We start from the raw sequence: 26,268 nt of genomic DNA, 5'->3' as shown, positions 1-26,268 counted from the left end.
TCCGCAGGAGGGGCGGACACACTCGCGCCCGGGCCCCGGCGGTGTTCCGCCGGGGCCCGGGTCTTCCCTCATCCCTCCACTCATCGGCCGGCCGGTACCCACTCCCAGCCGTCCGACGAGGCTTCTGACGTCCCGGAGGCACTGAAGCTCCAGGTGCCGGAGAAGCTGAACGACCCGGAGCCCGACACACTGAACGAACTGTCGGTGAACGGGTCGTCCCAGTTCGTCCAGTCGCCGTCCTTCCACCGCGGGCACGGGTCGGCGCAGTCGGGCACGTGAGCGCGACCGACGTCCACGAAGGCGGCGCTCGCCCAGCCCTGGGCGCCGTAGAGCCAGTACCAGTCCGGGTCGCCGTTCACGCTCTGGCCCTTGACCCTGCACTGCACCAGGTCCTGGCTGCCGGGCGCGAGCGCCGCCACGACCGGCGCGTGGGCCGTGGGTTCCTGTCGCACGTTCAGCTCGGTACGCGAGACGACGGTGCCCCGAACCGGATCGTCGCCGCCGCCGCTGGTGGGCGGGGCCGGCGCGGCGGTGGCGCCGCTCGTCGCGACGGCGAGGGAGCCGCCGGCGAGCAGGGCCGCGGCAAGGGTCCGCAGGGCCACAGTGGTGCGCATGATCGGCCTCCTTCTCCCCAGAACCAGGAAACACCCGTTCGGGTGAACCCTCCACCGGAGGGCATGACCGGGACGCCACCCGTACGGCCGTCATGGGCTCGCGCTCCCCACCCCGGGCCCGTTGCCTGAAGGCGTGTCCCGAAGCCTGCGGACCGCTCTCTCGGCCGCCCTCATCGCCCTGTGCTGCCTGCTCGTGCCGTTCGGCGCACTCGCGGCCTGGGTCGCGTACGGCCTCACCGACACGCGCAGTTACGTCACCACGATGGCGCCGCTGGCCTCCGACCCCGGCGTCCGGGACGCCGTCGCCGACACGGTGAGCGACGAAATGGCGCGCGAGGCCGGGATGAACCCGCTCTTCCTGCGCGACGCGTTCCGCTCGTTCACCGCGACCCGCGCCTACCGCACCGCGTGGGACGCGGGCAACGAGGCGGCGCACACGGCGGTCATGCGGGCGCTCCAGGACGACCGGGCCGGCCGCGACGGACGTCCCGTCACCGTGGACCTGGCGACCGTCACCACGCCCCTCAAGCAGCGACTGACGCTGGATCACGTGTCGTTCGCCGCACGGATCCCCGTCGAGCACACGCAGGTGGCACTGCTCCCGTCCCACGACCTGGCCGCACTCCGGAGGGGCTACCACGTGCTCGACATCGCAGGCTTCTGGCTGCCTCTGGCGGCCGTCGTGTTCGGCGTGTCGGGCATCGCGGTGGCGTCCTGCCGCCGCCGGGCCGTCACGGCGACCGCCCTCGGCACCGCGCTCGGCGGCGCGTTCCTCGGCCTCGCGATCGCCCTCGGCCGCCGTCTGACCCTCGACGACCTCCCCGACGAGGCGCACCGGCCGGCCGCCGGCGCGGTCTACGACGCCCTCACCGCCACCCTGCGCACGGCCTCCTGGCTGCTGCTGGCGCTGGGCCTGACGGTGGCCGCCGCGACCTGGCTCAGCCGCCCCGAATCCCCCCTGGCCCGTCTCCTGCGACACCGGCGACACCCCGTGGCCCCCGCCACGACGTCCGCCCCGGCACCGCCTCCGGAGCCGACACACGTCAGGGTGTGACCACCCGGGGCGTAGTGGGCCCTGCCCCGACCGGAGGGCGACACGGCGCGGGGCGACGCGCACGCGCGGAAACCCGCACCGGGGCGGCACGGGCAGGGCGACGCGGCTCGCGGCGACGTTCGAGCCGCGGGCCGGGGACGGACACGTCCGCGGCAGGCCGGTCCGGTCCGGTAACCCGTCCGGTCCGGTATCCCTTCCGGTCCCGTAACCCGTCCGCTCCGGCAACCCGCCGGTCCGGTATCCCGTCCGGCCAAGCCCGATCCGATCCGATCCGATCCGGTTCGATCCGGTTCGATTCGGGTCGGGTCGGGTCAGTCCGGTTCGATCCGACTCGGTTCGGTCCGGCTCAGCCCATCCCGCTCGCCGCAGGACGGCCCGCCCCAGGACCGCCCGCCGCAGGACCGCCCGCCGCGACGCCGGCCAGCACCCGCAGCGCCCGCGCGAGTTCCCGCTCCGGGGGCGAGGCGAGTCCGAGCCGGACGGCGTCCGGGGTGCGGTGCGGGTCCACCGCGAAGGCGGTGCCGGGGGTGACGGCGATGCCGTGGGCGGCGGCCGCGGCCGTGAAGGCGTCCGCCCGCCACGGCGCGGGCAGCTCCCACCAGGCGTAGTAGGCATGTGGATCGGTGCGGACGGCGAACCCGTCGAGGTGCTCGCCGAGGATCGCCTGCCGACGTGCGGCGTCTTCCCGCTTGCGCTCGACGAGCTGCCGCACCACGCCCTCCCGCGCCCACCGCACGGCCGCCTCCACGGCGAACCGCCCCGCGCTCCACCCGCCGGACCGGACCGCGGCCGCCACCTCCCGGGTCCGGTGCTCCGGCACGACGAGGAAGCCGACGGCCAGTCCCGGCGCGACCCGTTTGGACAGCCCGTCCACCACGTGGACGAGCCCGGGTGCGTGTACGGCGAGCGGCACGGCGTCCGGGTGCAGGAAGGACCAGATGCGGTCCTCGACGACGGGCAGCCCCAACCCGACCGCGAGCAGCCCGAGTTCACGCCTGCGACCCTCGCCCGTGGTCGAGGACGTCGGGTTGTGGAGCGTCGGCTGGAGGTAGAGCGCGGAGAGGGGAGCCGTGCGGTGGGCGGCGGCGATCGCGTCGGGCCGCACGCCTTCCGCGTCTCCGTCGAGCGGCACGAGCACCACGCCCAGCCGCGCGGCGATCTCCTTGACCAGCGGATACGTCAGCTCCTCCACCCCGACCCGGCCGCCCGGCCGGACCAGCGAGGCGAGCGCGGCGGCGATGGCCTGGCGGGCGTTGCCCGTGAAGAGGAACCGGTCCGGCTCCGGCCGCCAGCCGGGGACGGCGAGCAGCCGGGCGGCGGCCTCGCGGGCGGCCGGCGTGCCGTCGGCGGCGCCCGGACCCAGCGCCTCGGCCAGCACGTCGGGCCGCAGCAGCGGCGCGAGCACCGGGGCGAGCAGTTCCGACTGGCCGGGCGCGGAAGGGTAGTTGAGCTCGAGGTTGACGGGTGCGACGGTGGCCGTCTCGACCAGCGCCCGCCCCTGCGCGGGCGGCGGCGCGGCCCGCACGAAGGTGCCCCGTCCCACCTCGCCCACCACCAGCCCGCGCCGCACGAGTTCGCCGTACACCCGCCCGGCCGTCGACGGCGCGATGCGGTGCCGTCGGGCGAACCACCGCTGCGGGGGCAGCCGTTGGCCGGGACGCAGCCGTCCGGCGGCGATGTCGTCGGCGATGCGGTCGGCGATCGACCGGAAGTCGGTCATCGGAACACGGACCTTCCTCGAGAGGGCGCCGGCGAGCCGATGACGCCATCGACGCCGCAGGCTCTCATTGCACCGAGAGCAAAGATCTTATTGCACCGAGCGGCGGGACCGACCTACCGTCGCCGCATGGCACCCTTCCTCGCATACGAGGACAAAGGAGCGGATACGCCTCAGGCGCTCCCCCTCGTCCTCGTCCACGGCCACCCCTTCGACCGCACCATGTGGGCCCCGCAGATCGAGGCGTTCTCCTCCTCCCGCCGGGTGATCGCCCCCGACCTGCGCGGCTACGGCGCGTCCCCGGTGGTCCCCGGAGTCACCCCGCTCTCCCGCTTCGCCGAGGACCTGGAGGAACTGCTCGACGACCTGAAGGCGGAGACCTTCGTCCTGGCCGGTCTGTCGATGGGCGGCCAGATCGCGATGGAGTGCTGCGCCCGCTTCGGCGACCGCGTCCGCGGCCTGGTCCTGGCCGACACCTCCCCCGCCCCGGAGACCACCGGCGGTCGGCTGGCGCGCAACGACATGGCGGACCGTCTGCTCGCCGAGGGCATGCGCGGCTACGCGAACGAGGTGCTGGAGAAGATGGTCGCCCCCACCGCGCACCCCGAGGTAAAGGCGCACGTCCACCGCATGATGACGTCCACCGACCCGGAGGGCGCCGCGGCGGCCCTGCGCGGCCGGGCCGAACGCCCCGACTACCGGCCCCTGCTGACCCGGGTCGCCGTGCCCGCCCTGGTCGTGGTCGGCGAGGACGACGCGTACACGCCGGTGTCGGACGCGGAGGCGATGCACGCCCTGCTCCCGCACTCCGAGCTGCACGTCGTCGGGGGCGCCGCCCACCTGCCGAACCTGGAACGGCCGACGGAGTTCAACGAGGTCCTGGCACGATTCCTGGCGACCGTGGAGCCGTAGCCCCGCATCGCCGCGGCACTCGCCCCCACCGTCGCCCCGACGCTCGCCCCCGGCCTCGTCTCGGCACTCGTCCCCCGGCCCCACCTCGGTGGGCCTCCCTCGCCGGTCGCCCGGCGGCCGTCCTCGGCCGTCCTCGGCCGTCCACTCCACGCCCATCCCATAATGGGCGCATGTCCCGCGAGTTCCCCATCGGCCTCACCCCTCCCGACTGGCTGGTGCGGAACCTCCAGCCGCAGCGGGCGGCCCCCGTCAACCGGCCCGCCGTCGCCCGCGCCGCGCTCGCGATGACGCTGCCGCTGGCCGTCGGCCTCGCCGTGGGACAGCCCGCGTACGGCGCGCTCACCTCCATGGGCGCCCTTTCCGGAGTCATCGGCGACACCGCCGACGCCTACCGCATGCGGATCCTGAACATCGCGGTCCCGCAGCTGTTCGGCGCGATCGGCGTGACCCTGGGATCCGCCGTGTACGGGCTCGGCTGGCCCGCGGTGGCCACCGTCACCGGCGTCGCCCTGGTCTCCGGGATGATCTCGACGATCGGGGCCGTGGCGTCCGTGTCCGGACTGCTGCTCCTGCTCAACTGCGTCGTCGGGGCCGGGCTGCCCATGCCCGGCCCCTGGTGGCTCGCGCCCCTGCTGATGACCGGCGGCGGACTGCTCGTGCTCCTGCTCGCCCTGCTGGCCTGGCCGCTGCGCTCCGGGGTCCCCGAGCGCAGCGCGGTCGCCGCCGCCTACCGCACGGTCGCCGACCTGCTGGCGGCCTGCGGCAGCGACGTCCCCGACGCGTACGAGGACGCCCGGCACACCGTCACCCAGTCGCTGAACCAGTCGTACGACCTCATCCTGGCCCGCCGCACCCGCCACCACGGCCGCAGCCCCGAACTGACCCGTCTGGTAGCCCAGTTGAACGCCGTCACCCCGGTCGTGGAGGCGGCTCCCGCGGCCCATCTGGCCGGCCGCCCGCTGCCCCGGGAGGTCCCCGAGGCGGTGCTGCACCTCGCGCGGGCGGTGGAGACCGGCTTCACCGGCCCGATAGACCTGCGGCTGCCCGCCCCCGACTCGGAGACCTCGCGCGCCGTCGACCACGCCCTGCGGCACGCCGCCGAGGTGGTCGCCGCTCCCGACATCGAACCGGGCGGCCCCGGCACCGGCGCGGCGGACGACCGGCTCGGCCGTCCGGCGGGGCTGCGGACACGGGCCGCCCGCGCCACCCGGGACGTCGCCCTGTCCGCCGCGTCCTGGCGTTACGGCCTGCGTCTGGCCCTGTGCATCGGGCTGGCCCAGGTCCTCGTCTCCACGGTCCCGGTGGCCCGCTCCTACTGGGTCGCCCTCACCATCACCTTCGTCCTGAAGCCCGACTTCGGCTCGGTGTTCTCCCGGGCACTGCTGCGGGCGCTGGGCACGGTGGCCGGACTGGTGGTCGCGGCGGCCGTGCTCTCGCAGGTGCCCAGGGGGTGGTGGGACGTGCCGGTGATGCTCGTGCTCGCCCCGCTCATCCCCGCGCTCACCCCTCGCGGCTACGGCTACCAGACCGCCGCGATCACCCCGGTCATCCTGCTCCTGTCGGACACCCTCAACCACCAGGGCGCCGCCCTGCTGCTGCCCCGCCTCGCGGACTCCCTCATCGGCTGCGGCATCGCGCTCGTCGCCGGCTACCTGCTCTGGCCGGAGAGCTGGCACACCAGGGTCGGCGACAAGCTGGCCGACGCGGTCGCCGACACCGCCCGGTACGCGGACGCGGCCTTCGGGCCGGACGTCGAGCCCGCCGCCCGCGCCCGCATGCGCCGGCGCCTCTACCGCGACCTGTCGGTCGTCCGCACGGAGTTCCAGCGCGCCCTGACCGAGCCGCCGCCGACCGGACGGCGGGCGGCCGCCTGGTGGCCGCTGGTCGTCGCGGTGGAACGGATCGTGGACGCGACGACCGCGGCCCGGGTCCGCGTCAAGCACGGGGCCGAACCGCCGTCGGGACAGGAGGTCGCCCAGGTCACGCTGCAACTGGACGAGCTGGCCGAGGGCCTGCGGGACACGGAGATCCTGTATCCGGTCCGCACCGACCTCACCGGACCGCCGGACAGCGTCCTGCAGCCGCTGCGCCAGGAGATCGCGGCGGCACGGGCCATCGCCTCACCCACCGCGTGACGGCGGGACGGCAGCACGGCGGGGGACGGCAGCACGGTGGGGGACGGCAGCACGGCGGGGGACGGGGGCTTTCCGAGGCGGTGTTGACACACCCGGATTCCGCACACTCACCCCTGCCCAAGATCACCGCCAGGGGCCGCTAACCTTACGTGTCCGTCCTGGCCAGGGATTGACGGCTACAACTCATGCGAAGGGTTGCGCAAATGGGCATTCTCACTCTCCTGCGGAATGCATTCGGCAGGTCCCGCAAGGGGCACACGGCCGAGGCAGAGGGTGCGGAACAGGTTCCTTCGCAGGAACAGACCGCCGCCGCGGAGCCGTCCGCGCCGACGTCGACACCGACGCGGGCGCAGGAACCGACACTCCCCTCCCCCTCTCCCGAGCCCGCCCCGACGGCCCAGGTCCCGGAACCCCGCACGGAGTCCGGCACGGAGTCCCCGAACGAGCACGACCTGGTGGCGGCCGCCTTCGACAACGTCACGGTCCCCAAGCCGACGAGGTCCGAGGAGAACACCGCCACGGAGGCCGCCCCCGAGCCCGAGGCGTCGATCGACACCGTTTCGGAGCCCGAGGCGACCACCGACGTGAAGCCCGAAGCCGACGCCACGACCGAGGCGTCCGCCGAGGCCGAGACCGGCGACGCGACCGAGGCAGCCGCCGAAGCCGAGGCCGACGACACGACCGAGGCCGAAGCGACCACCGACGCCGAGACCGAGACCCCTGCCGACGTGAACGCCGAGGGCGAAGCCCCGGCGGAGCCGACGGCGGACGCCGAAGCGGACGCCGAGCCGCAGGCGAAGGCCGACGAAGCCGGGGACACGGCCGAGGCCGAGGTCGAGGTCGAGGCCGAAGCGACCACCGAGGCCGAGGCCTCCGCCGAGGAGCCTTCGTCGGACGCCCTCGCGGAGCACGAGGCCGAGCCGAAGACCGAGACCGAGGCGCAGGACACCGCCGACGCACCGGCCGAGGCGGACGCGCCTGCCGAGGAGCCCGAGCCGACGACGCCGTCCGCCGAGGCCGAGCCCGAGGCCCAGCCGAAGGCCGAGGCGGAGGCCCAGCCGAAGGCCGAGGCGGAGGCGGAGGAGCCCGCGCCCGAGGCCTCGACGGAGAACTCGACCGAGGACGCCGAGGTGCCGGCCGAGCCGGTGGCCGCGGAGGAGCCGACGGCCGAAGAGGAGCCGACGTCCGACGCCCCCGCCGAGCCGGCGGCAGTGGCGGACGAGCCCGCGGCCGAGGTCCCGGCCGAGGCGGAGCCCGAGGCTGCCGCGGAGGCCGAGGCGGAGCCGGCGGCCGAGGTCGCGCCGACCGAGGAGCCGACGGCGGACGCCGCACCGGAGACGGACACCGAGCCCGCCCCCGAACCCGCGGCCGCCCCGCAGGGTGCACCCGCATCCGACGACGAGGCGGCCGAAGGCGAGGCCGAGACCGGCGCCGCGGTCCCCGCAACCCTCCGCACCGCATACACCGCCGCCGGCGCCGCCCTCGGGAACGTCGGCCTCGCCGACACCCGGGCCAAGGTCTACCTGGTGCTCGACCGCTCCGCGAGCATGCGCGCGTACTACAAGGACGGCTCCGCCCAGGCCCTCGCCGAGCAGACCCTCGCCCTCGCCGCCCACCTGGACCCGGCGGCCACGGTCCCCGTGGTCTTCTTCTCCACGGAACTGGACGGCACCGGCGAACTGACCCTCACCGACCACGAGAACAAGATCGACGAGCTGCACGCCGGCCTCGGCCGCATGGGCCGTACCAGCTACCACGCGGCCGTGGAGGAAGTCCTCGCCCGCCACGGCAAGGAAGCCCCGGACACCCCCGCCCTGGTGGTCTTCCAGACGGACGGCGCCCCGGACGCGAAGACCCCGGCGACCCAGGCCCTCACGGACGCCGCGCAGAACCACCCGGCCGTCTTCTTCTCCTTCGTCGCGTTCGGCGAGCACGACAACAAGGCCTTCGACTACCTCCGCAAGCTGAAGACCCCCAACACGTCCTTCTTCCACGCGGGCCCGACCCCGCGCGAGCTGACGGACGCCGAACTCTACGAGGGCGTCCTGGCCACCTGGCGCCCCTGACCCGCCGGCCCGGCCCGACAGCCGGCCCGGCTCGACAGGCCTGTCCGACCGGGGCCGCCGCCCCGCCCGTACCTCCGGCCGCCCGCCTCCCACCCCGTAAAACGGGAGGCGGGCGGCCCACCCATGTCGGCTACGATTTCAAGTTCAAGGCCCATAAGAGGACCGCCGAAGAACGACCGACTGGGAGCAGCCTCCGATGGCTCGACACCTCATCACCAGCGCCCTTCCGTACATCAACGGAATCAAGCACCTGGGCAACATGGTGGGGTCCATGCTCCCGGCGGACGTGTACGCCCGGTACCTCCGCCAGCGCGGCCACGACGTCCTGTACATCTGCGCGACGGACGAGCACGGCACCCCCGCCGAGCTGGCCGCCAAGGAGCAGGGCCTCCCGGTGGCCGACTTCTGCGCGCAGGCGCACGACGCGCAGAAGGCCGTCTACGACGGTTTCGCGCTGGCCTTCGACTACTTCGGCCGGAGTTCCTCCCCGCAGAACGTGGAGATCACCCAGCACTTCGCCCGCCGCCTCCACGAGAACGGCTTCATCGAAGAACGCGCCATCCGCCAGGTGTACAGCCCGGCCGACGGCCGCTTCCTCCCGGACCGCTACGTCGAGGGCACCTGCCCGCACTGCGGCTACGACAAGGCCCGCGGCGACCAGTGCGAGAACTGCACCCGCGTCCTGGACCCGACGGACCTGATCGACCCGCGCTCGGCGATCTCCGGCTCCACCGAGCTCGAGGTCCGTGAGACGAAGCACCTGTTCCTCCTCCAGTCCAAGCTGCAGCACGAGGTCGAGGAGTGGGTCTCCCGCCACGAGGCCGACTGGCCCCAGCTGGCCTCCTCCATCGCCCGCAAGTGGCTGACCGAGGGCCTGCACGACCGCGCCATCACCCGCGACCTGGACTGGGGCGTGCCGGTCCCGGCCGACACCTGGCCGGAGCTGGCCTCCGAGGGCAAGGTCTTCTACGTCTGGTTCGACGCCCCGATCGAGTACATCGCCGCGACGAAGGAGTGGTCGGACGCGGCCCCCGCCGGTGAGACCCGCGACTGGAAGTCGTGGTGGTACGAGGCCGACGGCGGCGAGAACCCGGTCCGCTACACGGAGTTCATGGCCAAGGACAACGTCCCGTTCCACACGGTGATGTTCCCGGCCACCGAGCTGGGCGTGCGCGAGCCGTGGAAGAAGGTCGACTACGTCAAGGCCTTCAACTGGCTGACCTACTACGGCGGCAAGTTCTCCACGTCCCAGAAGCGCGGCGTCTTCACCGACCAGGCACTGGCCGTCCTCCCGGCCGACTACTGGCGCTACTTCCTGATCGCCAACGCCCCCGAGTCGGACGACTCCTCCTTCACCTGGGAACACTTCACCGCCACGGTGAACAAGGACCTCGCCGACACCCTCGGCAACTTCGTCAACCGCGTCCTGTCCTTCTCCAAGAAGCGCTTCGGCGAGGAGGTCCCGGCGGGCAACGCGCCCGGCGAGGCGGAGGCGAGGCTCGGGGAGCAGATCGCCGAACTGCTCGCCGAGTACGAGTCGCAGATGGATTCCCTCCAGTTCCGCAAGGCGGCCGCCGCGCTGCGCGCGCTGTGGTCGGCGGGCAACTCCTACCTGGAGGAGAAGGCCCCGTGGCTGGAGATCAAGACGGACAAGGACGGCGCGGCCCTCACCCTGCGCACGGCGATGAACCTGATCCACCTCTACGCGGTGGTCTCCGAGCCGTTCATCCCGGCGACGGCGAAGGTCATGCGTGAGGCCTTCTCCCTCGCCGACGACACGGCGACCTGGGTGACGGCCGACGAGGCCCGCGCCCTCGCCTCCGTCCCCGCCGGCACCGCCTTCACCGTCCCGCCCGTCCTGTTCGCCAAGCTCCAGGACGAGGACCTGGCGGCGTACAAGGAGCGCTTCGGCGGCACCGGGGAGTGACACACCGCGCCCGGGGAGGGACGTACCGCGTCCCTCCCCGGGCGTCCGCGGGAGAAGCCGCAACGGAGAAGATGTAGAGGAAAAGGCGAAGAGGTTCCCCCCTCTTCGGCATGTTCTCGCCAAGCCGTATGGTTTCCGCCATGGCAGTCCCCGAGGTCATTCCGATCGCCTACGAACCGAGGCACCGCACCGAGTCCATCGGACGGTACGCGGACGGTCAGTTCCTCGCGTCGGTCACGTACGCCTTCCCCCAGGGCTTCCGTCTCGACGACGGCTGGGAAGAGCACAAACGCCTCTACACCGTGCTGCACACCTTCGACGCCGAGGGCCGCTACCGCGACTCGGACATCTGGTGCGCCGGCACCTGGGCCGAGCAGCAGCGCGACCCGCACGGCGACGACTCGGTCCTCACCCGTGCCCGCGTCCGCCTGGCCACCCTCCTGCGCAGCCTGCCCCGCCGCTCCTACACGGACATCGCCGTGCGCCCCTTCCGGCTCACCTACGAGAACGTCCTGTTCGGCCTGGTGATCCGCGAGGACGAGGACGAGGACGGCACCCCGGAATCCTGGGCGGAGCTGTACCCGGACCGCCTCGCCTTCGCGGAGCCGTGGGACGGCACGTACGACACCTGAGCCGACCCGACGCGAGACGTGCACATGGTTTCGCGAGCCTGGTCTCCCGGCAGGACACCGACCCGAGGTGTGTCAGTTTCCCGACGCGTGTGCCACAAAGTCGGCCCAGGCACAGCGCGTAAGCGCTAGCTGAGGTCCCGCCACGTTCTTGGAATCGCGGACGCGCACCACGTCAGGGGTCGTGGCGATCTCGATGCAGTCGTTGCCGTCGCCGCTGCTGCTGTAGCTGCTCTTGAACCAGACCAGCGCAGAAGTGTCCTGGCCTGTAGAGGTGCTGATCATGTCTCTCCAAGCATCTGCACGATGAGGGCCCGCGACTCTCGGGGCGTAAGAGCCTGCGCCCGGATCATGCCATAGCGCAGTTCAAGGATCCTGAGCTGCTTCGGCTCTGACACCGGGCGACCGCCGAACGCACCCTCGGAGCGCCCCATCGCCGTGCCGTCCGGAAACTTGAGCACCTCGATCAGTCCGCCCGTACCGATGTGCTCCTCGCAGTCAGTCGGCATCACCTGAATCGAGACGTTCCGCAACTGCCCAAGCTCCAGCAGGCGTTCCAGTTGTCGCCGCCAAACCATTCTCCCCCCGACCGGGCGGCGCAAGGTCACCTCTTCCTGGACAAAACTCAGCGCCGGTGCCGGTGACCGCTCGAAGATCGAACGACGGGCCATCCGGGCGGCGACCATGCGCTCCGTTTCCTCATCCGAGTAAGCAGGGAGCCACGCGTCGAAGAGCGCCCGCATGTGCTGCTCGGTCTGCAGCAGGCCGTGGATGTTGTGGTTGCTGTAAAGCGCCACCTCGACCGCCTGCGCCTCCAACTTCCCCAATTCCCGCACCCTCTTCGGATACCGGACCTTCTTCACGTCCTCCCAGGCCGCCGCGACAAGTCCGTCCGCGCCGAGCACCCCGTCGGCCTTGTCCAGGTACTCCTGGCGAGGGATCCGCTTCCCGCCCTCGACCTTGTAGACCAGGTCCTCCCCGTACCCGACCGCCACCGCGAAGTCGCCGGCCCGCATCCCGACCGCCTCCCGCCGCAGCCTCAACTGCCTTCCCACCGTGGCGAGTACGGCCACGCCCCACTCGTCGTCCGGGTCCACCTCCCACCCCGGCTCGTCCGCCTCGGTCCGGAGCCGTACCGCCTCGCCGTCCACCGACATACCGCACCCCTCTGTCGTACCGCCGTGCCCTGACGCCCTTACCCGCAGGCCCCTTTCCGGCGGTCCGGACAACGGCCGACAAGCTCCGGACAGTCACCCTAGGTATCAGCACTGTCACTTCTCACGGTAAGCGTGTGCGGCCACGCCCGGTCAGGTGAACAGCGAAAAGTCCACCCACGCCCCGCCGCCCGGCCTGCGGATGACGACACGGGCGCCGGAACCCGACCGTGTGGGTTCCGGTGCCGTCGGCCGTCTTTCCCAAGGACCGCGAGAGGGAAAGGACCCCCACCAAGCCCCACCCCTCCCGCCCACGACGCACGCTCACTCGCCCGGGTGAACATCAGCAACTGAGCTGGATAGGTGCCGGGTTGCCTGCTCTACGCTCAGCGCAGCACGACACGGCACAACGACCCCAGACATACAACGGCCCTCGCGGGGACTGGCATCCCACTGCGAGGGCCTGACCACCAAGGAATCCAACCTTCCCGATGGATACCCAAAACCCTAGCGTGCGCCCGCACGCCCAGTCCCGTATCAGCGGGAAAAACCACCCCTACCGGCATGCCCACGCGAAGGGGCACCCCGGCGGCGTCACCCACGACAACACCCGCCACACCACCCGCTTCACGGTGATCGGCAACCACCTCGCCCAGCACCCGGACCTGTCGCTGCTGGCGATCGGACTGGCCTGCCACATCCAGTCCCTCCCCACCGGCGCCCCCATCGGCATCAAGACCCTGGCCGCCCGCTTCCCCGAGGGCCCGACCCGGATCGCCGCCGCTTTGCGCGAGCTGGAGACCCACGGCTACCTGCGCCGCACCCGCGAACGCGCCCCGACCGGCCGCATCGTCACCCGCACGGTCTCCTGCAACCAGCCCGGCCGACGCGACGCCACGACCGAAACGGGCGAGACGTCCAAGCCCCCGGCCCGCCGCGCGGCCGCCGCCCCGCAGCAGAAACCCGCACGCCGCCGCTCCCTCCCCGCCGTACCGAAGCCCGCGTACACCTCCCCCGCCCTCCTCCAGACGGCCACCGACGTCCTCGCCGACCTCCGCCGCCACGATCCCCGCCTCCTCCTCTCCGCCACCGACGCCGAACACCTCGCCCCCGGCGTCGCCGCCTGGCTGGAGCGCGACCTCACCCCCACCGCCGTACGCAGGGCCCTGGCCGGCGACCTGCCCCTGGAGCCTCTGGTCCGGCCCGCCGCCTTCCTGGCCCACCGCCTGACGGCCAAGCTGCCGCCCCTCCCACCGTTCCGCGCACCGGAGCCGCCACCGCCCGTCCGGCACCCCATGCGGGTGTGCGACTCCTGCGACCTCGGCTACCGCGGCCCCGACCCCCGCCGTTGCCTGGGCTGCGCCTCCACGGGCCAGGGTTTCCGTGCCTCCGACACCGCTGTCGGGGAGCCCTCCCCCGCCGAACAGGGGCGACCATGACAGGCCGCTCGCAGCCCGTTCAGCCCCCGGTCCGGCTCCTCCGCGGCCTCGTCTCGATACCCTGGCCAGGGCACCCTGTGGAGGACATCATGAGCACTCAGGCCGATCACGGACACGAGCTGATCCCGCGTCCCGAGCAGAGTCCTGACGCCCTGCGCACGGCTCTCGCCTTCGTCGATCCCAGTCGCCTGGACGAGATGCAGGCCACGAAGGACGACGCCTTCGCCAAGGCCGTGGAGTGGCAGTCCCTCAGCCCCGTGCGGAGCTGGGTTCTCACCTGGGCCCGCGACATCGAGATCGCCCGGCGCCCCGACCTGTCCTCCCGCTTCGCACGGGCACAGAGCAGGCTGGAGCACGAAGATCCTGTCATCGCCCAGGAGGCTCTGCGGGAGCTGAGCGCCGTCCTGGACGCAGCCATGAAGGCAGTGCGCGGTTGAGCTGAAGTGGGAGTACGCCTTCGGTGCGGAGGAAACCGCCGACACCGCACCCGTCGAGTTCCTCTCCGGAGTTCAGCGGAAGGCGGACGAACTGGTAAGAGCCGCGGAAGCCGTCCACGTTCACGGCCGGGCCCATGAAGGCGTCGACCCGAAGGGCGGCGACGTCATCGTCCCCGGTGGCATGTTCAGGTACCAGGTCGTCGTACGCAGCGAACGGGTCTACGTCGTCCAGATCACCCACCTGGGGTACTGAAAGCGGTACGGAAAGCCGTCCCCGAAGCGCGGCGCGCGCGTGAACCACCCGGCGGCGTGGGGGCGCGAGGGCCGGGGGCTCGTGGTCTCCCGGCCCTCGCGCGTATATGGGGGGGTGCTACTTCAGGACGCCCGCGCCCGTCGTCGTCGCCAGCGAGGTCGGCAGGTTCTTCGCCGACGTCTCCAGGCCCGCCGTCAGCGTCGGGGTCCAGTTGACCGTCGTCTTGAGGTCCTTCGAGGACGCGGCGTTGTACGCGGCGACGACATCGGTCACCGTGCCGTTGACGAGGTTGCCGGAGCCCTTGACCGCGCCGGTGCCGTCGCCGCTGAGGAGCTTCGCGACCTTGCCGCCGGACGGCAGCTTCCAGTAGTTGTTCTCGGCGACGACCTGCGCCTTGGCCCGGGAGTTGATGCTGTACTGCGTCGCGTAGCCGTTGAGGGGCGTCACGTCGTAGAGGTTGTTGAAGATGTGCACCTGGCCGACGCGGGCCAGCGGGGCGCGCTGGACGATGCCCTTCCAGACGTTGTGGTGGATCGAGACGCGCAGCTTGCCGGCCGGCTCGCTGTCGCTGCTGCCGATCAGCATGGTCTTGTCGTGGTTGGTGAACTGGTTGCGCGAGACGGTCACCAGGTCGGAGCTCTTGGTGATGTCGAGGGAGCCGTCGTGGATCTGGTACTCGCGGCCGTAGTACTTCGGGTTGACGCTGTCCAGGTGGGGCGCGTCGGTGAACGTGTTGTGGTCGGCCCAGACGTGGGTGGCGCCGCGCAGGGTGACGGAGTCGTAGTTGGAGTTCCAGTTGCCGGTGGAACCGTCGGTCGGGTCCCACTGCGGGAAGCAGTCCTCGGTGGCGGCGAAGTTCAGGTTGCGGACGATGACGTTGTCCACGTTCTGGATCTGGAGCATGCCGCCGGATATCCCGGCCGCCGTGCCCGGCACGCCGACCACGCTCGTGTTCGCGGGCACCTTGAAGACGACGTTCTTCGCCTGCTTGGACTGGGCGGCGGCGCGGGCCTTCTCCTGGGTGCCGGAGGGCAGCTTCGACCTGCCGTAGGACGAGGGGTCGTACGCCTTCAGGTACGCCGAGAGCGAGTACCCCGTGCCGGACGCGTAGTTCGCGCAGGTCAGCTTCTTGCCCGAGTCGTCGGTGTTGGCGTCGATCGTGCCCTTGACCTTGATGATCCGGGGAGCGGTGTCGGACGCCGAGCCCAGCGCCTTCACCAGCTGTGCGCGGGTGGAGACGGTGAAGGTGTGCGCCGCGTCGGCCTTGGCTCCGCCGGTGGTGCCCGTGCCGGAGGAGGCCCAGCCGTCCTTGGCGGCGAGCGTCTGGTGGTACAGGTCGACGGGCTGGGCGTTCGCGTTCATCACGACGACACCGGCACCGACGCCCGCGGCCACCGCGGCTGCGGTGACCACGAGGACGCGGCGCGAGCGGAGGGACCGACGGTGGGAAGCAGCTGCCACGGGGAATCCTTAACGGGAGGAGCGGGCTTACGACCGGTCAGTGGTCGCCGTGCGGTGAAGAGTTGCCGCTGATCGAGAATTTTTTCGGCAGGCCCGCACGCCGCGCGATCAAACACCTTCACGATTCCGTCACCACCCCCTTAAGGTGCGCATCGGGGGCGAACGGCCCCCACGGGGGAGGGATCACCGCAGACCGGCGGACCGGACCGACCCCCGCACAAGAGGGCGGACGCGACACGGCGGCACGCCCGTCCCGCCGACACTCCCGTCCCGCCGACACGCCTGTACGCCGCAACGCGCACACATCGGCACACATCACCTGGGGACCCACATGGCACTCTTCGGCAACGCGCACCCCATCGACCCCGCACAGGCCCAGCAGGACTACGCGCGGCTGCTGGGTCAGGGAGAGCAGGTGCAGGCCGCGTTCCTGCTGATCCGCGACACCATCCTGTTCACGGACCGCCGTCTGATCCTCGTCGACAAGCAGGGCATCACCGGCAAGAAGACGGAGTACCACTCCATCCCGTACCGCAGCATCACCCACTTCGCCGTGGAGACCGCCGGCACCTTCGACCTCGACGCCGAGCTGAAGATCTGGGTCTCCGGCTCGTCCATGCCGATCGAGAAGACCTTCACCAAGGGCGTCGACATCTACGAAGTCCAGGCGATCCTCACGCAGTTCGTGGCGAAATAGCGTCCTGGCCCCGGCCGCCTGGTACGACTACGCGGTGGACCTTCTCCGACCCCACCTCCGTCTCCTCGCCGAGGTCTTCGGGACGGCCGCCCCCGGCGCCCCCTGGGCACTGGCGGGCGGCTACGCCCTGCAGGCGCACGGTCTGATCCAACGTCCGCACGCCAACGTGGACTTGGCGACGGAGAGCGCCGCGCCGATGCCCCGGCTCGCCGAGTCGCTGAGTGCGGCGCTCGCCGCCGTGGGACGTCACGGGGTGACGATCGAGGACAGGGACCCGCTGTCCGCGCACCTGTCCGTGCCGGACCCCGACGCGGACACGGTCCTCCGGTTGGCTCTGCACAAGGAGACATTCTGGAGCCCGCCCGTCGCGACCCCGTACGGGCCGGCGCTCGCTCCGGGGGACGCGGTGGGCACGAAGATCCGGGCGCTCTACGACCGGGGGCTGGCCGTCGACCTGATCGACGCGAGGGCGGCGTCCGCCCGCTTCACCCACCCCGAGCTGGAGGAACTGGCCCGCCGTCACGCCCGGGACGACTTCGACCTGCCCGCCCTGCGGACCCGGCTGGAGGGCACCGACCACTTCCCGGACTCGGCGTTCGAGGCGTACGGCCTGGCCGAGGACCAGCTCACGGACCTGCGGGCGTGGGCCCAGGCCTGGTCGACGGACATCGCGGAACGGCTGCTGGAGGAGGGGGCGTCACCGGACGAGTGAACGGGACGCCCTTGGGACGTGCCGACGATCAGCCGACCGAGGCCGCCACGTCCGACGAGGCCGACGCGGCTCACGAGGCCGACGGGGCTCGCGAGACCGGCGGGGCTCTGTAGGCCGGCGGGGCTCTGTAGGCCGACGCACCCGGCTGGACGCATCCTGCCCGGCCCGCCGCGCCGATCAGGTCCACCCGCGCGACGGACCGTGCAGCCGGCCCCTACTTGGCCGCGAACAGCGACGACCCGCGCGGAGCCGGAGCGGCCGGGCCCGGTCCCAGACCCGCACGTGCCACCGCGAGGTGCTCGAGTCCCGCCTTCGCCAGCCGGGTCGCCTCCTCGTACTCCTCGGCGGTGCGGGCCGTGGCCAGCCGGGCCCGCGCGGACCGATGGCATTGCGCCGCACGGGTCATCGAGCGCTCCGCCGCCGCGTCCGCCCCCGCCCAGGCCCGCACGTCCGGCGGGACGAGCCCCCCGGCCAGCCGGACCAGCCAGTGGTGGGCCTCGGCCTCCGCGTCCAGGCCCGACGGGGGACGCCGCCGGTCGCGGCGCTGGGCCACCACGCACCCCACCGCGCCGACGATCAGCAGCACCGACAGCATGATCGCGAACCCCGTGGAATCCATCGCCGCTCCCTTCGCGGCCCAGCCCTCGCCGGCCCCTGGTCTGGTCTGGTCTCTTCTCCTTCATGATCCGGTGGCCCGCTGTGCCCGCCCGGGGAGTTCCTGTGGGCTCCCGGTGAGGTCTCCAGGAGGGGGCGGGCGTCGCGCGCCTGGGTGGCGAGTACCCCGGACGTGGCATGTCCAGTCGGCTACCGGCCCTCCGGGGGGTGCGCGCCGGGCGGTCTTCCACCCGTCAGGGGGCGAAGGCGAGAGCCGTCGGTCGGCGGCGCAGAGAGGCGTGGCGCGGAACCGGCATGCGGTGCAAAGAGGTGTGGCCCGGAACCGACACATCGGTTCCGGGCCACTCCCGTTGGTCGCGCCCGCGCTGTCCGCTCGGGCCGGACACCCGCCTACTTGGGCTGCGGCTTGCGCACCGACAGGTGCAGCTCCCTCAGCCGGGCCTCCTCCAGCTCCGTCGGCGCGCCCATCATGAGGTCCTGGGCGTTGCCGTTGAGCGGGAAGGAGATGGTCTCGCGGATGTTCGGCTCATCGGCCAGCAGCATGACGATGCGGTCGACGCCCGGGGCGATCCCGCCGTGCGGCGGGGCGCCGAAACGGAACGCGCGCAGCATGCCGGCGAACTTGTCCTCGACGGTCTCCCGGTCGTAGCCCGCGATCTCGAACGCCTTGAGCATGATCTCCGGCTCGTGGTTGCGGATCGCGCCGGAGGACAGCTCGACGCCGTTGCAGACGATGTCGTACTGCCAGCCCAGGATGTCCAGCGGGTCCTGGGTCTCCAGGGCCTCCAGACCGCCCTGCGGCATCGAGAACGGGTTGTGCGAGAAGTCGATCTTGCCGGTCTCCTCGTCCTTCTCGTACATCGGGAAGTCGACGATCCAGCAGAAGCGGAAGACGTTCTCCTCGAAGTGACCGGCGCGCTTGGCGGCCTCGACGCGCACCGCGCCCATGATCTTGGAGACCTCGTCGAACTCGCCCGCGCCGAAGAAGACGGCGTGACCGGCGGCCAGCGACAGGCGCTTGGTCAGCTCGGCGACGTTCTCCTCGGTCAGGAACTTCGCGATCGGACCGGTCAGCGAGCCGTCCTCGGCCACGCGGACCCAGGCCAGGCCCTTCGCGCCCAGCGTCACCGCGAAGTCGCCGAGCTGGTCGAAGAACTTACGGGACTGGGCGGCGACGTCCGGCACCGGCAGCGCGCGGACGTGCTTGCCGGCGAACGCCTTGAACTCCGAGCCCTCGAACACGTCGGTGATGTCGACGAGCTCCAGCCGGGCCCGCAGGTCCGGCTTGTCGGAGCCGTACTTCAGCATCGACTCGCGGAACGGGATGCGCGGGAAGGGCGAGGTGACATGGCGGCCACCGCCGAACTCCTCGAACAGCTCGGTCATGAGCTTCTCGATCGGCTGGAAGACGTCTTCCTGCTCGACGAAGCTCATCTCGACGTCGAGCTGGTAGAACTCGCCCGGCGAACGGTCCGCGCGGGCGTCCTCGTCGCGGAAGCAGGGCGCGATCTGGAAGTAGCGGTCGAAGCCCGAGATCATCAGCAGCTGCTTGAACTGCTGCGGGGCCTGCGGCAGCGCGTAGAAACGGCCTGCGTGCAGCCGGGACGGGACGACGAAGTCGCGGGCGCCCTCGGGGGAGGTCGCGGACAGGATCGGCGTCGCCATCTCGTTGAAGCCCAGCGCCGTCATCTTGTGCCGCATCGCCGAGATGACCGAGGTGCGCAGCATGATGTTGCGGTGCATGCGCTCCCGGCGCAGGTCGAGGAAGCGGTACTCCAGACGCCGCTCCTCGTTGACCCCGTCCTCGGCGTTGATCGTGAAGGGCAGCGGGGCGGCCGCACCCAGCAGCTCGACCTCGCCGACCTCGACCTCGACCTCGCCGGTCGGCAGGTCCGCGTTGACGTTCTCGGCGCCCCGGGAGACGACCTTGCCGTCGATGCGGACCGTCGACTCCTTGGTCAGCTTGTCGAGGGCCTCGTACGCGGGCGTGCCCGGACGCGCGACGAGCTGTGTGATGCCGTAGTGGTCGCGCAGATCGATGAAGAGGATGCCGCCCAGGTCGCGCCGATTGTGCAGCCAGCCGCTCAGCCGGACGTCGGTGCCGACGTCAGAGGCGCGGAGCTCGCCGCAGGTGTGGGACCTGTACCGATGCATCTTCGTTCGTCCAGTCTTCGCGGATCGGGGGCGTGTTTCACGTGAAACAACCCCCAGAGTACCGGGCACGCCACGCACGCCTCCCCCCATTACCGGGCACCCGCGACGGCCCGCGCGCGGCAGGAACAGCCGGGGATCAGTGGCATTCTTCGTTCCCGTCTTCTTAAAGTGGGGCAATGCGCACTGGCGAGCCGCTGCCTGCCGTGGGGGATGTTCTCACCGCCCTCGCGACCGGCCTGTGGCACTGGGACACCGCCACCGGGCTGGTCACGGTCGACGCCGAGGCGGCCCGGCTGCTCGGTCTGCCCCGGGAGGAGACCGTCCTCACGGAGGCCCAGACCCGCGCCCGACTGCACCCCGTCGACTGGAACGAGATCACCGGAGTGATCCAGCTCGCCGTCGCGGAGAGCACCCTCGCCGAGGTGCGGATCCGCATCATGGACGACCGCGGACGAGTGGTCCGGGTCGTCCGCAGCCGCTCCAAGCCCTCCTTCGACCCGGTGAAGAAGGCGTACGAACTGATCGGCACCCTCCAGGAGGTGACCGAGCCGACCCCGGGCACCCCGGCCGGCCGGACCGCCGTCACCGGCGACTGGCGCCGCTCCCGGGAGGCCTTCCTGCTGGACGCGGGGCGGGCACTCGCGGAGGCGCGGTCCACGGCGGAGGTGCTGCGGGTCGCCGCCGGACTGTCGATGCCGGGCTTCTCACCGGACGGACTCGCCGTCTTCGGCGTGGAGGGCGACCGGCTGACGATCATCGGCCACCACGGACACCAGTCCGGCGACGAGGACCCCTTCACCCAGATGTCCATCCATACGGACTATCCGGCCGCCGAGGTCGTGCGCACGGGGCGCGCCGTGTATCTGTCCTCGCCCGAGCGGTACAAGGAGCGCTATCCGCTGACCTGGCCGCTGGCCGCGCCCTTCGGCCGTCACTCCTGGGCGTTTCTGCCGCTGACCGTGGCCGGCCGCACGATGGGCGCCTGGATGGCCGGCTTCGCCTACCCGGTGGCGTTCACCCCCGACGAACGGTCCGTGCTCACGACGGTCGCCAGGATGCTCGCCCAGGCCCTCACCCGCGCGAGCGCGGCGGAGACCCAGCGCGAGCTGACCGACGGCCTGCAACGCTCCATGCTCCCCACCCTCGGTCCCGAGATACCGGGCATGACCCTCGCCGCCCGCTACATACCGACCGGCGGCGGCCTCCAGGTCGGCGGCGACTGGTACGACATGATCCCGCTGCCCGGCAACGCCTCCCGGACGAACCCCGGGGGCGGCCGCTTCGCCCTGGTCATCGGGGACGTCCAGGGCCACGACGTCCGCGCGGCGGGTCTCATGGGGCAACTGCGCATCGCGCTCAGGGCGTACGCCGCCGAGGGCCACCGCCCGGACGCGGTCCTCTCCCGCGCCTCCGGATTCCTGCACGGCCTCGCCGACGCGGACGGCGGCGCCGATCTGCGCTTCGCCACCTGCCTGTACATCGAGGTCGATCCGGTGACCGGGGTGCTGGAGGCCGCCCGGGCCGGCCACCTGGACCCGGCGGTCCGGATGGCCGACGGCACGGTACTGGTCCGCGCCACCGCGGGCGGACTGCCCCTGGGCATCGACCCGGACGCCGACTACCCCACCACCCGGCTCGCCCTGGAACCCGGCGAGGCGCTCATGCTGTGCACCGACGGCCTGCTCGAGACCGGCGGTCACGACCTCGACACCGGCTGGCGGCGCGTCCACAAGATCCTGGAGGCGCACGAGGGCGACCTCGAGGAACTGGCCGACGCCCTGGTCCAGGCGGTGCACGGCCCCTCCTCCCACCACACCACGGGTCCGCTGGCAGACCGCCGCGAGGACGACATAGCCGTACTGCTGCTCTGCCGCCAGGGCGAGGGCGGCTGCGGTCCGAGCACCTCGCCGCTGCCCTCACGGCAGCCCGTGCGCCGCTCGATGCTGACAGTCGCGCAGGCCGAACCGGAGCGCATCGCCGTGGCCCGTCAGCAACTGCGCGAGCTGCTGCACGACTGGACCTGCGAGGACCAGGTCGACTCGGCCGTCCTGCTCGTGTCCGAGACGCTGACGAACGTCCTCGTCCACACCGACGCCGACGCGCTGCTGGTCGCCGAGGTCACCGGCGCGCCCGGCGAACGCCGGCTCCGCATCGAGGTCACCGACACCAGCGACGACCTCCCGCACATGCGCCGCCCCGGCGAGCTGGCCTCCTCCGGCCGCGGTCTGGTCCTCATCGAGCTGCTCGCGGACACCTGGGGCGTGGCGCCGCGGGGCGAGGGCAAGAGCATCTGGTTCGAGCTCTACGAACCGTCGGCGACAGCGCCGTAGCGCGTGCGCAGTTCGTGCAGGATCCCGAAGCCGGCCGCGGTCACGGGCACGGCGAGCAGCATGCCGAGAATCCCTGCCACGGACGCCCCGGCCGTGATCGCCACCATGACCACCGCCGGGTGCATCTGCACGGTCCTGCTCTGGATCACCGGCTGCAGCACATGCCCCTCCAGCACCTGTACCGCGAGCACCACGCCGAGCGCCCACAGCGCGATGACGAACCCCCGGTCGGCGAGCGCGACCAGCACCGCGACCGCTCCGGAGAGGAAGGCGCCGAGATACGGGATGTACGCCCCGACGAAGACGAGGGCGCCCAGCCCGACGGCTCCCGGCACATCGAGGACGAGCAGCCCGACGGTGATGCACACGGCGTCGATGAAGGCGATGAACGTCGTCCCCCGCATGAACCCCTCGACGGCCCGGAAGGCCCGCCGGGCCATGGCTTCGAGGACGTCGGCGCTGCCCCCCGGAGCGACGGAGCGCAGCATGCCGACGGCCCGGTCGGAGTCCCGCAGGAAGAAGAAGACGAGCAGCAGCGCCAGCACCGCCATGGCGATGCTCTCGCCCACGACGCTCACCCCGCTGATGACGTTGGAGGCTGCCGTCCCTCCGAACTTGCCGAGCAGTTCCTTCGCGTTGGCGGCGAGGTCGTCGAGCGAGGTCCCGGCCGCCCCGAAGTGATCGGCGATGCTGCGCCCCGCCGACCTGAGCGCGGCGACGATCTGGTCTCCGCTGTCGATCAGCGCGGCGACGACGATGTACACGGCCCCGCCGACCACGGCGACGACGGCGACACAGGTGATCCCGGCCGAAAGCGACCTCGGTACCCCGGCCGCCACCATCCGCCGGTGCAACGGCCGCAGCAACGCCGTCCCGAGCAGCGCGAGCAGCACGGGGGTGACGGCGGTGCGCAACTCCGCGCACAGCCGGATCCCGACGTACCCGACGCCCGACGCGAGCAGGATCACGCCGCACCAGGCGGCGAACCGGCGCGCGGGAAGCGGGAGCAGATGCACCGCTCCAGCGGATCACGGCCCTGCCGACTTGTCCTGACCTGACGGCCGCCCGGGTGAGCGGGGCATGACCCGGGCACGGAATCGAACGTCCGCTCCTAACGGGTGAACATCCTTGCCAGCGCGGCTCGTTGCCCCGGCATATGCCTACCGTCCGAGACGGAGGTTCTGCTCGATGTACGAGCAGAACAACACACCGCCGCCGACCCGGTCGGCGGCACACCAGGACGCGATCGACGTCAACGACTTCGTGTTCGCGGCGACGGGGGCGCGGCTGCGGCGGCTCACGTTGCCGGACGGGGAGCACTGGTTCGTGGCGGCGGACGTGGCCACGGAACTCGGGTACGTGAACACACGCCAGGCGCTCCTAGCGCATGTCTCACCAGATTGCACAAGGTCGCTGGGTGAGATTGCACAAGACGTCTGTACAGCAGACACCTCGCGCAAACTTGCAGGTCACAGGCTGCAGAAGTCGATGAGGATGGTGAGCCTGAAAGGCCTCATCAGGCTCGTCAACGGCTGCACCAAACCCGAGTGCGTCCCGTTCAAGACCTGGGTCGACGAGGTCATCCTGACCGTCCAACAGCAGGGCTCGTACTCCCTGGAGCCCGCGGCCGTACAGCCCGCCCCCGCCGGCGGCACCGCGTACGTCATGCCGGAGCAGGTCGTCGACGCCCTCGTGCGCCTCGAAGAACGCAACCTGCAGATGGACGAGAGCCTGGCCGCCTTCGCCGGGGAGCGCAACGACCTGCTGCGGCAGATCAACCGGAGCCAGAGCAGGATGGCGGACGCGCTGGACGACATCGTCCAAGCCCTCGGCCGCCGCGCCGACCGCTCCCGTCCCGTCTCCGAAGCGGTGCTGACGCCCCAGGAGCTGCTCGCCCGGTGGAAGGCGAAGAACCTCGTCGTCACGGACGACGTGCACGCGGTCGCCGCCGTCCTCGCGCCGACGCTGGTGCGCGGCGAGGCCCGGTACCGCGTGGAGGAGATCGCCACGCGCACGGGGCTGCCGCACGACCGGGTCCACGACTGCCTGCGGATGCTGCTCAAGCGGGGGTGTCTGCGGCAGACCGGCTGCGCCGCCGACGGAGCGCCGGTCTACGTGCGGCCGTAGTCGCCGGGGGACATGAGGCAGGCCCGAAGTCGCAATCCAACGTTGCGGCTTCGGGCCTTGTCGTACCGTACCGGCTTTCCGGTGGGCCGGAGGGTCAGATGCCCTCAGCCGTCATCCCGTGCACCGCGGGGATCGTGCCCAGGCGGCCCTTCTGGAAGTCCTCGAACGCCTGCTGGAGCTCGTCCTTGGTGTTCATGACGAACGGGCCGTAGTGGGCCATGGGCTCACGGATGGGCTGTCCGCCGAGCAGCACGACCTCCAGGTCCGGCGTGTTCGCGTCCTGCTTCTCGTCCGCGCGGACCGTCAGCGAGGAGCCCGCGCCGAAGACCGCGGTCTGGCCCAGGTGGATCGGGCGGCGCTCCGCGCCGACCGCGCCCTTGCCCGCGAGGACGTACGCGAGGCCGTTGAAGTCCTCCCGCCACGGAAGGGTGACCTCCGCGCCCGGCGCCACCGTCGCGTGGATCATGGTGATCGGCGTGTGCGTGATGCCGGGCCCCGCGTGCCCGTCCAGCTCGCCGGCGATGACCCGCAGCAGCGCGCCACCGTCGGGGGTGGTGAGGAGCTGCACATTGCCGCCGCGGATGTCCTGGTAGCGCGGCGCCATCATCTTGTCCCTGGCCGGCAGGTTCACCCACAGCTGCAGGCCGTGGAAGAGACCGCCGGACATGACCAGCGACTCCGGCGGCGCCTCGATGTGGAGCAGACCCGACCCGGCCGTCATCCACTGGGTGTCGCCGTTGGTGATGGTGCCGCCGCCGCCCTGGCTGTCCTGGTGGTCGAAGATGCCGTCGATGATGTAGGTGACGGTCTCGAAGCCGCGGTGCGGGTGCCAGGGCGTGCCCTTGGGCTCGCCCGGCGCGTAGTCCACCTCGCCCATCTGGTCCATCATGATGAACGGGTCGAGGTGACGGTAGTTGATCCCGGCGAACGCGCGGCGCACCGGGAAGCCCTCGCCCTCGAAACCGCTGGGCGCGGTCGTGACGGCGAGCACGGGGCGGGCCACGGCCTCGGCCGACGCGGTGACGCGCGGCAGGGTCAGCGGGTTCTCGACGGTCACTGCGGGCATGTCCGTACCTCCTTGGGCGGCGTACGTCCCATTTTAGTTGAGCATTGAACTTTCTGCCACCCATAACGGCGAAAGCCCGGAGGGCATTCCCTCCGGGCCGATCGCACCGCACGGGCGACCCGTCTCAGCCGTACATCCGACGCATCGCGAACTCGACCATCTGCTCCACGGCCTTCGCGTCGAAGACCATCCGGTGCTCGCCCTCCATGTCGAGGACGAAGCCGTAGCCGGTGGGAAGCAGGTCGATCACCTCCGCGCCGGTGATCACGAAGTACTTGGACTCCTTGCCCGCGTACCGGCGCAGCTCCTTCAGGCTGGTGAACATCGGGATCACCGGCTGCTGGGTGTTGTGCAGGGCGAGGAAGCCGGGGTTGTCGCCGCGCGGGCAGTAGACCTTGGAGGTGGCGAAGACCTGCTGGAAGTCCTCGGCGGCCAGCTGCCCCGTGGTGAAAGCCCGTACCGCGTCCGCGAGGGACGGCGGGGACGGTTCCGGATAGAGGGGCGGCTGCTGGCCGTACCCGCCATGGCCGCCGGGCATCTGCTGCTGCGGCGTCGCGTACTGCTGCTGTGCAGCACCGCCGTCCATGGGCTGGCCGTATCCGTACATGGGCGCAAGAGTACCGAGACGCGCCGACGGCGGAGCGAGGTAGACCCTTCTCACACTTGGCGGACTGGGGGTTGCAACTTATTACCGACGGGTAGCATCATCGTAGGTACTTGCTACTTGTCGGTATGTGAATTAGCGCGAGGATCCAGTGCCTCGCCCATC

23 protein-coding genes are annotated in these 26,268 nt (G+C 71.7%); 12 read left to right on the top strand and 11 right to left on the bottom strand.

What is annotated here, in order from left to right:
- Positions 1 to 80: 80 nt before the first annotated feature.
- The gene (locus C6376_RS10135) at positions 81 to 614 is read right to left on the bottom strand and encodes a hypothetical protein (protein WP_107443124.1); all 534 of its coding nucleotides are present in this window, start codon (positions 612 to 614) and stop codon (positions 81 to 83) included.
- Between the two features lie 133 nt (positions 615 to 747).
- Here C6376_RS10135 and C6376_RS10130 point away from each other — a divergent pair, with 133 nt between their 5' ends.
- Entirely contained in the window at positions 748 to 1,668 is a 921-nt protein-coding gene (locus tag C6376_RS10130; protein WP_107443123.1) for a hypothetical protein, read from the top strand.
- A 346-nt stretch (positions 1,669 to 2,014) separates the two neighbouring features.
- Here the strand turns inward: C6376_RS10130 and C6376_RS10125 are convergent, their stop codons facing one another.
- Positions 2,015 to 3,388: a PLP-dependent aminotransferase family protein gene (locus tag C6376_RS10125; protein WP_107443122.1), complete on the bottom strand. Its 1,374-nt coding sequence runs from the start codon at positions 3,386 to 3,388 to the stop codon at positions 2,015 to 2,017.
- Between the two features lie 126 nt (positions 3,389 to 3,514).
- Between C6376_RS10125 and C6376_RS10120 the strand changes: the two genes are divergently transcribed.
- The 5 genes from C6376_RS10120 (at position 3,515) to C6376_RS10100 (ending at position 11,057) form a co-directional block, all read left to right on the top strand.
- The gene (locus C6376_RS10120; RefSeq protein WP_107443121.1) at positions 3,515 to 4,297 is read left to right on the top strand and encodes an alpha/beta fold hydrolase; all 783 of its coding nucleotides are present in this window, start codon (positions 3,515 to 3,517) and stop codon (positions 4,295 to 4,297) included.
- 170 nt (positions 4,298 to 4,467) lie between these two features.
- A complete protein-coding gene (locus tag C6376_RS10115; protein ID WP_107443120.1) occupies positions 4,468 to 6,432 on the top strand; it encodes an FUSC family protein in 1,965 nt (654 codons plus the stop codon).
- Positions 6,433 to 6,635: 203 nt separating this feature from the next.
- On the top strand, positions 6,636 to 8,498 hold the full coding sequence (locus C6376_RS10110; RefSeq protein WP_107443119.1) for a VWA domain-containing protein: 1,863 nt from the start codon (positions 6,636 to 6,638) through the stop codon (positions 8,496 to 8,498).
- Between the two features lie 196 nt (positions 8,499 to 8,694).
- Complete coding sequence (gene metG / locus C6376_RS10105; protein WP_107443118.1) at positions 8,695 to 10,425, top strand: methionine--tRNA ligase; 1,731 nt, start codon at positions 8,695 to 8,697, stop codon at positions 10,423 to 10,425.
- A gap of 140 nt (positions 10,426 to 10,565) precedes the next feature.
- Positions 10,566 to 11,057 carry a hypothetical protein gene (locus C6376_RS10100; RefSeq protein ID WP_107443117.1) on the top strand — a complete coding sequence of 164 codons (492 nt, stop codon included), beginning with the start codon at positions 10,566 to 10,568 and terminating at the stop codon, positions 11,055 to 11,057.
- 72 nt (positions 11,058 to 11,129) lie between these two features.
- Here C6376_RS10100 and C6376_RS10095 read toward each other — a convergent pair whose 3' ends face one another.
- Together C6376_RS10095 and C6376_RS10090 are read right to left on the bottom strand one after the other, a co-directional pair.
- Positions 11,130 to 11,339, bottom strand: a complete 210-nt coding sequence (locus tag C6376_RS10095) for a DUF397 domain-containing protein (RefSeq protein ID WP_107443116.1) — start codon at positions 11,337 to 11,339, stop codon at positions 11,130 to 11,132.
- Positions 11,336 to 12,211, bottom strand: a complete 876-nt coding sequence (locus tag C6376_RS10090; RefSeq protein ID WP_107443115.1) for a helix-turn-helix transcriptional regulator — start codon at positions 12,209 to 12,211, stop codon at positions 11,336 to 11,338. The genes C6376_RS10095 and C6376_RS10090 overlap by 4 nt, the downstream gene beginning before the upstream one ends.
- Before the next feature lie 488 nt (positions 12,212 to 12,699).
- Here C6376_RS10090 and C6376_RS10085 point away from each other — a divergent pair, with 488 nt between their 5' ends.
- Together C6376_RS10085 and C6376_RS10080 are read left to right on the top strand one after the other, a co-directional pair.
- Positions 12,700 to 13,647 carry a helix-turn-helix domain-containing protein gene (locus C6376_RS10085; protein WP_254075892.1) on the top strand — a complete coding sequence of 316 codons (948 nt, stop codon included), beginning with the start codon at positions 12,700 to 12,702 and terminating at the stop codon, positions 13,645 to 13,647.
- 89 nt (positions 13,648 to 13,736) lie between these two features.
- Positions 13,737 to 14,084: a hypothetical protein gene (locus C6376_RS10080; RefSeq protein ID WP_107443114.1), complete on the top strand. Its 348-nt coding sequence runs from the start codon at positions 13,737 to 13,739 to the stop codon at positions 14,082 to 14,084.
- Between the two features lie 370 nt (positions 14,085 to 14,454).
- Here the strand turns inward: C6376_RS10080 and C6376_RS10070 are convergent, their stop codons facing one another.
- A complete protein-coding gene (locus tag C6376_RS10070) occupies positions 14,455 to 15,798 on the bottom strand; it encodes a polysaccharide lyase family 1 protein (protein ID WP_107443113.1) in 1,344 nt (447 codons plus the stop codon).
- 331 nt (positions 15,799 to 16,129) lie between these two features.
- Here C6376_RS10070 and C6376_RS10065 point away from each other — a divergent pair, with 331 nt between their 5' ends.
- Together C6376_RS10065 and C6376_RS10060 are read left to right on the top strand one after the other, a co-directional pair.
- Positions 16,130 to 16,495, top strand: a complete 366-nt coding sequence (locus tag C6376_RS10065; RefSeq protein WP_057578027.1) for a PH domain-containing protein — start codon at positions 16,130 to 16,132, stop codon at positions 16,493 to 16,495.
- Positions 16,496 to 16,529: 34 nt separating this feature from the next.
- The gene (locus C6376_RS10060) at positions 16,530 to 17,207 is read left to right on the top strand and encodes a nucleotidyl transferase AbiEii/AbiGii toxin family protein (RefSeq protein ID WP_107443112.1); all 678 of its coding nucleotides are present in this window, start codon (positions 16,530 to 16,532) and stop codon (positions 17,205 to 17,207) included.
- A 214-nt stretch (positions 17,208 to 17,421) separates the two neighbouring features.
- Here the strand turns inward: C6376_RS10060 and C6376_RS10055 are convergent, their stop codons facing one another.
- On the bottom strand, positions 17,422 to 17,826 hold the full coding sequence (locus C6376_RS10055) for a hypothetical protein (RefSeq protein ID WP_107443111.1): 405 nt from the start codon (positions 17,824 to 17,826) through the stop codon (positions 17,422 to 17,424).
- 386 nt (positions 17,827 to 18,212) lie between these two features.
- Positions 18,213 to 19,976: an aspartate--tRNA ligase gene (aspS, locus tag C6376_RS10050; protein WP_107443110.1), complete on the bottom strand. Its 1,764-nt coding sequence runs from the start codon at positions 19,974 to 19,976 to the stop codon at positions 18,213 to 18,215.
- Between the two features lie 176 nt (positions 19,977 to 20,152).
- Here aspS and C6376_RS10045 point away from each other — a divergent pair, with 176 nt between their 5' ends.
- Positions 20,153 to 22,306, top strand: coding sequence for a SpoIIE family protein phosphatase (locus C6376_RS10045; protein WP_107443109.1), 2,154 nt, complete (start codon positions 20,153 to 20,155; stop codon positions 22,304 to 22,306).
- Here C6376_RS10045 and C6376_RS10040 read toward each other — a convergent pair.
- Positions 22,279 to 23,322: an AI-2E family transporter gene (locus C6376_RS10040; protein WP_107443108.1), complete on the bottom strand. Its 1,044-nt coding sequence runs from the start codon at positions 23,320 to 23,322 to the stop codon at positions 22,279 to 22,281. The two genes, C6376_RS10045 and C6376_RS10040, sit on opposite strands and share 28 nt — an antisense overlap.
- A gap of 144 nt (positions 23,323 to 23,466) precedes the next feature.
- Complete coding sequence (locus C6376_RS46360) at positions 23,467 to 23,652, bottom strand: hypothetical protein (protein WP_319593751.1); 186 nt, start codon at positions 23,650 to 23,652, stop codon at positions 23,467 to 23,469.
- On the opposite strand from C6376_RS46360, the gene C6376_RS10035 reads away from it, so the two are divergent.
- Entirely contained in the window at positions 23,570 to 24,433 is an 864-nt protein-coding gene (locus tag C6376_RS10035; protein WP_367881039.1) for a Bro-N domain-containing protein, read from the top strand. The genes C6376_RS46360 and C6376_RS10035 overlap by 83 nt on opposite strands.
- A 94-nt stretch (positions 24,434 to 24,527) precedes the next feature.
- On the opposite strand, the gene C6376_RS10030 is transcribed toward C6376_RS10035, so the two are convergent.
- Complete coding sequence (locus C6376_RS10030; protein ID WP_107443106.1) at positions 24,528 to 25,499, bottom strand: pirin family protein; 972 nt, start codon at positions 25,497 to 25,499, stop codon at positions 24,528 to 24,530.
- A gap of 124 nt (positions 25,500 to 25,623) precedes the next feature.
- The gene (locus C6376_RS10025) at positions 25,624 to 26,106 is read right to left on the bottom strand and encodes an SseB family protein (RefSeq protein WP_107443105.1); all 483 of its coding nucleotides are present in this window, start codon (positions 26,104 to 26,106) and stop codon (positions 25,624 to 25,626) included.
- Positions 26,107 to 26,268: the final 162 nt, after the last annotated feature.

The sequence above is a fragment of the Streptomyces sp. P3 genome (assembly GCF_003032475.1).
GTDB lineage: Bacteria > Actinomycetota > Actinomycetes > Streptomycetales > Streptomycetaceae > Streptomyces.
Note: the sequence above shows the minus strand (reverse complement) of the source record. Positions and strands in the feature narration are given on the sequence as shown.